At 68.8% G+C, this 7,735-nt stretch carries 5 protein-coding genes; 4 read left to right on the top strand and 1 reads right to left on the bottom strand.

Annotated elements, in window-relative coordinates; genetic code table 11:
• Nucleotides 1–1,403, top strand: a 1,403-nt coding sequence (locus tag G3N93_RS29280; protein ID WP_241026746.1) for a ClcB-like voltage-gated chloride channel protein, incomplete at its 5' end; no start/stop codon positions are given.
• Between the two features lie 69 nt (nucleotides 1,404–1,472).
• On the opposite strand, the gene G3N93_RS29275 is transcribed toward G3N93_RS29280, so the two are convergent.
• The gene (locus G3N93_RS29275) at nucleotides 1,473–2,093 is read right to left on the bottom strand and encodes a TetR/AcrR family transcriptional regulator (RefSeq protein ID WP_174933937.1); all 621 of its coding nucleotides are present in this window, start codon (nucleotides 2,091–2,093) and stop codon (nucleotides 1,473–1,475) included.
• 186 nt (nucleotides 2,094–2,279) lie between these two features.
• Here G3N93_RS29275 and G3N93_RS29270 point away from each other — a divergent pair, with 186 nt between their 5' ends.
• The 3 genes from G3N93_RS29270 to G3N93_RS29260 all read left to right on the top strand — a co-directional run.
• Nucleotides 2,280–3,389, top strand: coding sequence for an efflux RND transporter periplasmic adaptor subunit (locus tag G3N93_RS29270; RefSeq protein ID WP_206134522.1), 1,110 nt, complete (start codon nucleotides 2,280–2,282; stop codon nucleotides 3,387–3,389).
• Complete coding sequence (locus tag G3N93_RS29265; RefSeq protein ID WP_174986169.1) at nucleotides 3,386–6,532, top strand: efflux RND transporter permease subunit; 3,147 nt, start codon at nucleotides 3,386–3,388, stop codon at nucleotides 6,530–6,532. Before G3N93_RS29270 ends, G3N93_RS29265 begins: the two co-directional genes overlap by 4 nt.
• 2 nt (nucleotides 6,533–6,534) lie before the next feature.
• A partial coding sequence (locus G3N93_RS29260) for an efflux transporter outer membrane subunit (protein WP_206134521.1) occupies nucleotides 6,535–7,735 on the top strand: 1,201 nt, incomplete at its 3' end.

Below are 7,735 nucleotides of genomic sequence, written 5' to 3'. Positions count from 1 at the left end.
GGGGGTGTGCGTGTAGCCTGTGCTGTGGGGGAAGGGTTGCGTCGCGGCGGCGGCTCGGACGGTGGGGAGAGAGCGGGCGCGAAGGCCAGGTGGTGCAGCTCGAGGCGCTCGCCGCGGCGCTCGTCGGCCGCTTCGCGCACTTCGACCCGCCGCGCCTGCGCCTGCTGGTCGCGTGCGGGGCGGCGGCCGGCATTACGTCCGCGTACAACGCGCCGATCGCCGGCGCCTTCTTCGTATCGGAGATCGTGCTCGGCGGCATCGCCATGGAAAGTCTCGGGCCGATGATCGTCTCGTCGGTCGTCGCGAACATCGTGATGCGCGAATTTGCCGGCTACCGGCCGCCGTACGAGATGCCGGTGTTTCCGGCCGTCACCGGCCCCGAAGTGCTGCTGTTCGTCGTGCTCGGCGCGCTGTGCGGCGTGCTCGCGCCGCAGTTCCTGCACCTGCTCGATGCATCGAAGAACCACTTCAAGCGGCTGCCCCTGCCGCTGCCCGTGCGGCTCGCACTCGGCGGCCTCGTCGTCGGCGTGATCTCGGTATGGGTGCCGGACGTGTGGGGCAACGGCTACAGCGTGGTGAACCACATCCTCCATTCGCCGTGGACCTGGCAGGCACTCGTCGCGGTGCTCGTGTTCAAGGTGATCGCGACCTCCGCCACCGTCGGCTCCGGCGCGATCGGCGGGGTGTTCACGCCGACGCTGTTCGTCGGCGCGGTGTTCGGCTCGCTGTTCGGCCTCGCGATGCAAGCCGTGTGGCCCGGCCATACGTCGGCGTACTTCGCGTACGCGATCGTCGGGATGGGCGCGTTCCTGACGGGCGCCACGCAGGCGCCGCTGATGGCGATCCTGATGATCTTCGAGATGACGCTCAGCTACCAGGTCGTGCTGCCGCTGCTGGCGTCCTGCGTATTCGCGTACTTCGTCGCGCGCGCGACCGGTACGACGTCGATGTACGAGATCACGCTGCACCACCACCAGGATGCCGAGGAACGCAGCCGGATCCGCACCACGCAGATGCGCGAACTGATCCAGCCCGCGCAGACGGTCGTGCCGCTGACGGCGAGCGTCGCCGACATGACGCGCGTGTTTCTCGAATATCCGGTGAAGTATCTGTACGTGACCGACGACGCCGGGCGCTTTCGCGGCGCGGTCGCACTGAAGGACATTACGTCGGACCTGCTCGACAAGCGCGACACGACCGACAAGACGGCCGCGCACTACGCGCACACGCCGTTTCCGCTCCTCACGCCCGACATGCCGCTTGCCACCGCGCTCGAACGCTTCATGGCGTTCCAGGGCGAACGCCTGCCGGTGATCGAAAGCGAAGCCGAGCCGACGCTCGCCGGGGTCGTCTACAAGACGTCGCTGCTCGATGCGTACCGGCGGATGACCGGCGAACGCTGACCGCGCGCCTCGCCGCCCGCCGCACGAGCACGAGCACGAGCACCAGCACAGCTCGGGGCCAACACCCGCTCAGTCCGGCGCGCGCCCCAGCACGACGCGCGCGAAGAATCCCGCGAGCACCGACTCGGCCACCTCGGCCGACACGTGCTGCGGATCGGCCGTGTAATACGACTGCACGCCATCACACAGGCACATCAGCCCGAACGCGAGCGTCTCCGCGGGCAGCAGCAGCGGCGTGCCCGCGCGCTCGGAGAAGCGCCGGATGAACTCGGCCATCTGCAGGCGCTTGCCATGCAGGAACTGGTTGAAGCGCACGCGGAATTTCGCGTCGCGCGCGGCCTGCAGCTTCGCCTCGCCCCACAGCAGCGCATATTCGTCGTCCTGAAACAGCGTCCGGTAATACGCGAGCGCCATCGACTCCATCTGCTCGCGCGTTCCGCCCCCGTCGAAGATCGCCTGGAAGTCGGCCTGCACCTCCGCATGGTCACGCTCCAGCAATTCCAGCAACAGGTCGGACTTGCTGCGGAAATTCGAATAGAACGCGCCGCGCGTGTAGCCGGCCGCCGCCGCGATGTCCTCGACGCTCGCGGCCACATAGCCTTTCTTCAGAAAAATACGGTGTGCGGCAATCAGCAGACGTTCGCGCGTCTGGTCCCGGCTCTGCTCGCGAGTTAAGCGCTGTGGTTTCATGGCGCGCAGTCTAGCACCCTTTCCCTTTCGGATTCATCTTTGCATTCAGATACAGGTGTGTATTAGAATTCGCCACAGTTTCTGAAAGATGGTGTCCGCGCGCCCTTGCCGGCGCCGCTCGGGGCAAGCGCCGGCCGCGCTTGCCGGCTTCGTTCCGCTCTCGCTCTCACCTCATCTGGGGGTTTCGTGAATCGCTCCGGTTCCCGCGCCACGCTGCTGATCGGCGCCGCGCTTGTCCTTGCCGCCTGTCATCCGAAAGAATCCGCGCCGCCCGCCCCGCGCCCCGTCGTCGCGCTGCCCGCCCATGCCGACGACGCTGCCGTCGCCCGCACACTCCCCGGCGAAATCCAGCCGCGCTACGCCACCCCGCTGTCGTTCCGCATCGCCGGCAAGATCATCGAGCGCAAGGTGCGCCTCGGCGATACGGTCAAGGTCGGCCAGGTCGTCGCGCTGCTCGACCCGTCCGACGTCGAGAAGAACGCCGCGAGCGCGCAGGCGCAACTCGATGCCGCGACGCACAGCCTCGCGTTCGCGAAGCAGCAGCTCGACCGCGATCGCGCGCAGGCGCGCGAAAACCTGATCGCGACCGCCCAGCTCGAGCAGACCGAGAACAGCTACACGTCGGCGCTTGCGCAGCGCGACCAGGCGCAGCAGCAGCTCGCGCTCGCGAAGAACCAGCTCCGCTACGCGACGCTCGTCGCCGATCACGCGGGCACCATCACCGCCGAACAGGCCGACACCGGCCAGAACGTGTCGGCCGGCCAGGCCGTCTACCAGCTCGCGTGGTCCGGCGACGTCGACGTCGTCAGCGACGTGCCCGAAGCCGCGCTTGCGTCGCTCACGCCCGGCCACACGGCCAATGTCACGCTGCCGTCGCTGCCGGGCCGCCAGTTCGCCGCGAAAGTGCGCGAAATCGCGCCGGCCGCCGATCCGCAAAGCCGCACGTATCGCGTGAAGCTCACGCTCGCCGCGCCCGATCCGGCGATCCGGCTCGGGATGACCGCCAGCGTCGCGTTCGACGGCGCGCCGGCCACCGGCGACGCGCCGTCGATCACACTGCCCGCGACCGCGCTGTTCCACGACGGCCAGCAACCGGCCGTGTGGGTCGTGCGCACGAAGGACGACACGCTCGAGCTGCGGCGCGTCGACGTCGCGCGCTTCAACGAGCGCACGGTGACGGTGTCGCACGGGCTGCAGCCCGGCGAACGCGTGGTGCTGCAGGGTGTGCACACGGTCAGCGCGGGCGAGAAGGTGCGCGCGATCGCGCCGCTGCATCCGGAGGACTTCGCATCGTGAGCGTTTCCTACGAAGAAGGCCGCTTCAACCTGTCGGCGTGGGCGCTGCGCCACCAGGCGCTGGTCGTCTACCTGATCGCGCTCGCGACGCTCGCGGGCATCCTTGCGTACACCCGCCTCGCGCAATCCGAAGACCCGCCGTTCACGTTCCGCGTGATGGTGATCCGCACGTTCTGGCCCGGCGCGACCGCGCGGCAGGTGCAGGAACAGGTGACCGACCGGATCGGCCGCAAGCTGCAGGAAACGCCGGCCATCGACTTCCTGCGCAGCTATTCGCGCCCCGGCGAATCGCTGATCTTCTTCACGATGAAGGATTCGGCGCCCGTGAAGGACGTGCCGGAGACCTGGTACCAGATCCGCAAGAAGGTCGGCGACATCGGCTATACGCTGCCGCCCGGCGTGCAGGGCCCGTTCTTCAACGACGAATTCGGCGACGTCTACACCAACATCTGGACGCTCGAAGGCGACGGCTTCACGCCCGCGCAGCTCCACGATTACGCCGACCAGCTACGCACCGTGCTGCTGCGCGTGCCGGGCGTCGGCAAGGTCGACTATTTCGGCGACCCCGACCAGCGGATCTTCATCGAGGTCAACAACGCGCAGCTCACGCGCCTCGGCATCTCGCCGCAGCAGCTCGGACAGGCGATCAACGCGCAGAACGACATCTCGTCGGCCGGCACGCTGACGACCGCCGACGATCGCGTGTTCGTGCGGCCGAGCGGCCAGTTCGACAACGTCGACGCGATCGCCGACACGCTGATCCGCATCAACGGCCGTACGTTCCGGCTCGGCGATCTCGCCACGGTGAAGCGCGGCTACGACGATCCGGCCGTCACGCAGATGCGGGCGGGCGGCAAGGCAGTGCTCGGCATCGGCGTCACGATGCAGCCGGGCGGCGACGTGATCCGGCTCGGCAAGGCGCTCGACGCCGAATCGAAGGATCTGCAGGCGCAACTGCCGGCCGGCCTCAAGCTGACGCTGGTATCGAGCATGCCGCACGCGGTCGCGCATTCGGTCGACGACTTCCTCGAAGCCGTCGCCGAAGCCGTCGCGATCGTGCTGGTCGTGAGCCTCGTGTCGCTCGGCCTGCGCACCGGGATGGTGGTCGTGATCTCGATCCCCGTCGTGCTCGCGGTCACCGCCCTCTTCATGTACCTGTTCGACATCGGGCTGCACAAGGTGTCGCTCGGCACGCTCGTGCTCGCGCTCGGGCTGCTCGTCGACGATGCGATCATCGCGGTCGAGATGATGGCCGTGAAGCTCGAACAGGGCTACACGCGTGCCCGCGCCGCCGCGTTCGCCTATACGAGCACCGCGTTCCCGATGCTGACGGGCACGCTCGTCACCGTGTCGGGCTTCCTGCCGATCGCGCTCGCGAAATCGAGCACCGGCGAATACACGCGCTCGATCTTCGAGGTGTCGGCGATCGCACTGATCGCGTCGTGGTTCGCGGCGGTCGTGCTGATTCCGCTGCTCGGCTTCCACCTGCTGCCCGAGCGCAAGCGGCAGGCGCACGAGGCGCACCTGCCCGACGATCACGAGCACGACATCTACGACACGCGCTTCTACCGGCGGCTGCGCGGCTGGATCGACTGGTGCATCGAGCGGCGCTTCGTCGTGCTGCTGATCACCGGCGCGCTGTTCGTCGTCGCGCTGATGGGCTTCTCGCTCGTGCCGCAGCAGTTCTTCCCGAGTTCCGATCGCCCCGAGCTGCTGGTCGACCTGCGGCTGCCCGAAGGCGCGTCGTTCGCCGCGACGCTGCGCGAGACCGAGCGCCTCGAGAAAGTGATCGACAAGCGCCCCGAGATCGATCATTCGGTGAACTTCGTCGGCAGCGGCGCGCCGCGCTTCTACCTGCCGCTCGACCAGCAGCTTCAACTGCCGAACTTCGCGCAGTTCGTGATCACCGCCAAATCGGTGAAGGACCGAGAGAAGCTCGCGACCTGGCTCGAAACCACGTTGCGCGAGCAGTTCCCGGCCGTGCGCTCGCGGCTGTCGCGGCTCGAGAACGGCCCGCCGGTCGGCTATCCGGTGCAGTTCCGTGTGAGCGGCGACAGCATCGCGACGGTCCGCTCGATCGCGGAGAAAGTCGCGGCGACGATGCGCGGCGATGCGCGCACGGTCAACGTGCAGTTCGACTGGGACGAGCCGGCCGAGCGCTCGGTGCGCTTCGAGATCGACCAGAAGAAGGCGCGCGAGCTGAACGTCACGTCGCAGGACGTGTCGAGCTTCCTCGCGATGACGCTGTCCGGCACGACCGTCACGCAGTACCGCGAGCGCGACAAGTTGATCGCGGTCGACCTGCGCGCGCCGCTGGCCGATCGCGTCGATCCGGCGAAGCTCGCCGGCCTCGCGCTGCCGACCCCGAACGGCCCGGTGCCGCTCGGCTCGCTCGGCCGCTTCAAGCCGACGCTCGAATACGGCGTCGTGTGGGAGCGCGACCGGCAGCCGACCATCACCGTGCAGTCGGACGTGCGCGCCGGCGCGCAGGGCATCGACGTTACGCATGCGGTCGACGCGAAACTGAACGCGTTGCGCGCGCAGCTGCCGGTCGGCTATCAGATCAACATCGGCGGCTCGGTCGAGGAAAGCGCGAAGGCGCAGAAGTCGATCAATGCGCAGATGCCGCTGATGGCGATTGCCGTGTTCACGCTGCTGATGATCCAGCTGCAGAGCTTCTCGCGCGTGCTGATGGTCGTGCTGACCGCGCCGCTCGGGCTGATCGGCGTGGTCGCGACGCTGCTGCTGTTCGGCCAGCCGTTCGGCTTCGTCGCGATGCTCGGCGTGATCGCGATGTTCGGGATCATCATGCGCAACTCGGTGATCCTCGTCGACCAGATCGAGCAGGACATCGCGGTCGGCCACCGCCGCATCGACGCGATCATCGGCGCGACCGTGCGACGGTTCCGCCCGATCACGCTGACGGCCGCGGCCGCCGTGCTCGCACTGATCCCGCTGCTGCGCTCGAACTTCTTCGGGCCGATGGCGACCGCGCTGATGGGCGGCATCACGAGCGCGACCGTGCTGACGCTGTTCTACCTGCCCGCGCTGTATGCGACGTGGTTCCGCGTGAAGCACGACGAACGCGACCCGCAGGACGGCCCGCCGCCTGGCGGCACGCCTGCCGCGCCGTCGGGAGCCTGACCATGGATCGATCGATGAACCTGAAAACACAAGCCGTGCGGGCACTCGCCGTGGCGAGCCTCGCCGGCCCGCTCGCGGGCTGCTCGTGGTTCGCGCCGAGCGGCGAGCCGCCCGCGATGCCGTCGCCCGCGCACTACGGCACGACGCCGCAAGTCCAGCAGACCGTGTCCGCGCAAGGCGTCGCGCAGCAGTTCGAGGTCGGCGCGCAGCCGGTGCCCGACTGGTGGAAGCAGTACCGCTCCGATGCGCTGAACGCGCTCGTCGACGAAGGGCTGCGCAACAGCCCGACGTTGAGCGCGGCCTCCCACTCGCTCGATGCCGCGCGCGAACAGTTGCGCGGGCAGATCGGCAGCTCGATGCTGCCGTCGATCGACGCGGGCGGCCAGGCCACGCGCCAGCGTGCGCTCGGCGTGCCGATTCCCGCGCTCGGTGCGCCGACGCTGCTGTACGACACGTTCGTCGGGCAGTTGCAGGCGAGCTACACGATCGACCTGTTCGGCGCGTCGCGTTTCGCGAACCGTGCGCTGGCGCGGCGCGTCGACGTCAGCGCGTTCCAGCTCGAATCCGCCCGGCGCGCGCTGGCCGCGAACATCGTCACCGCATCGATCACGGTGTCGGTGCTGAACGCGCAGATCAATACGACCGAGCGGCTCGTCGCACTCGCCAACGACCAGGCGCACGATGCCGAACGCCGCTACGCGCTCGGTTCGGCTTCGCGCAGCGACGCGCTGAACGCCCGGCAAAGCGCCGACACGTTCGCGGCGAGCCTGCCCGCGCTGCGCCAGCAGCGCGACTCGGCGCGCCATGCGCTCGCGGTGCTGGTCGGCCGCACGCCCGACCGACCGCCGGCCGATCTCACGCTGGCCGATTTGCACCTGCCCGAGCAAGTGCCCGTTGTCGTGCCGTCGGACCTGCTGCAAAGTCGCCCGGACATCCAGGCGGCCGACGCGGGGCTGAAAGCGGCCGCGGCCGAAGTGGGTCTCGCGACCGCGCAGATGTTCCCGCAGCTGTCGCTGTCGGCAGCGATGGGCAAAGGCGGCTTCAGCTGGCCGACGATGCTGTCGGGCGCCGGCTCGATCTGGAACGTCGGCGCGTCGCTGAGCCAGCCGCTCTTCCACGGCGGCGCGCTGCTCGCGCAGCGCCGAGCGGCGAAGGCGACCTACGAGGCCGACGTCGAACAGTACAAGCAGGCCGTGCACGGCA

Origin of the sequence: Burkholderia sp. Se-20378, assembly GCF_017104665.1 — a bacterium.
Lineage (GTDB): Bacteria > Pseudomonadota > Gammaproteobacteria > Burkholderiales > Burkholderiaceae > Burkholderia > Burkholderia lata.
This window is presented reverse-complemented; position numbering and strand designations above follow the sequence as displayed.

Bases quoted from the DNA above. Each gene is read 5' to 3' on its own strand.
- G3N93_RS29275 (WP_174933937.1), bottom strand. From the start codon at position 2,093: ATGAAACCACAGCGCTTAACTCGCGAGCAGAGCCGGGACCAGACGCGC.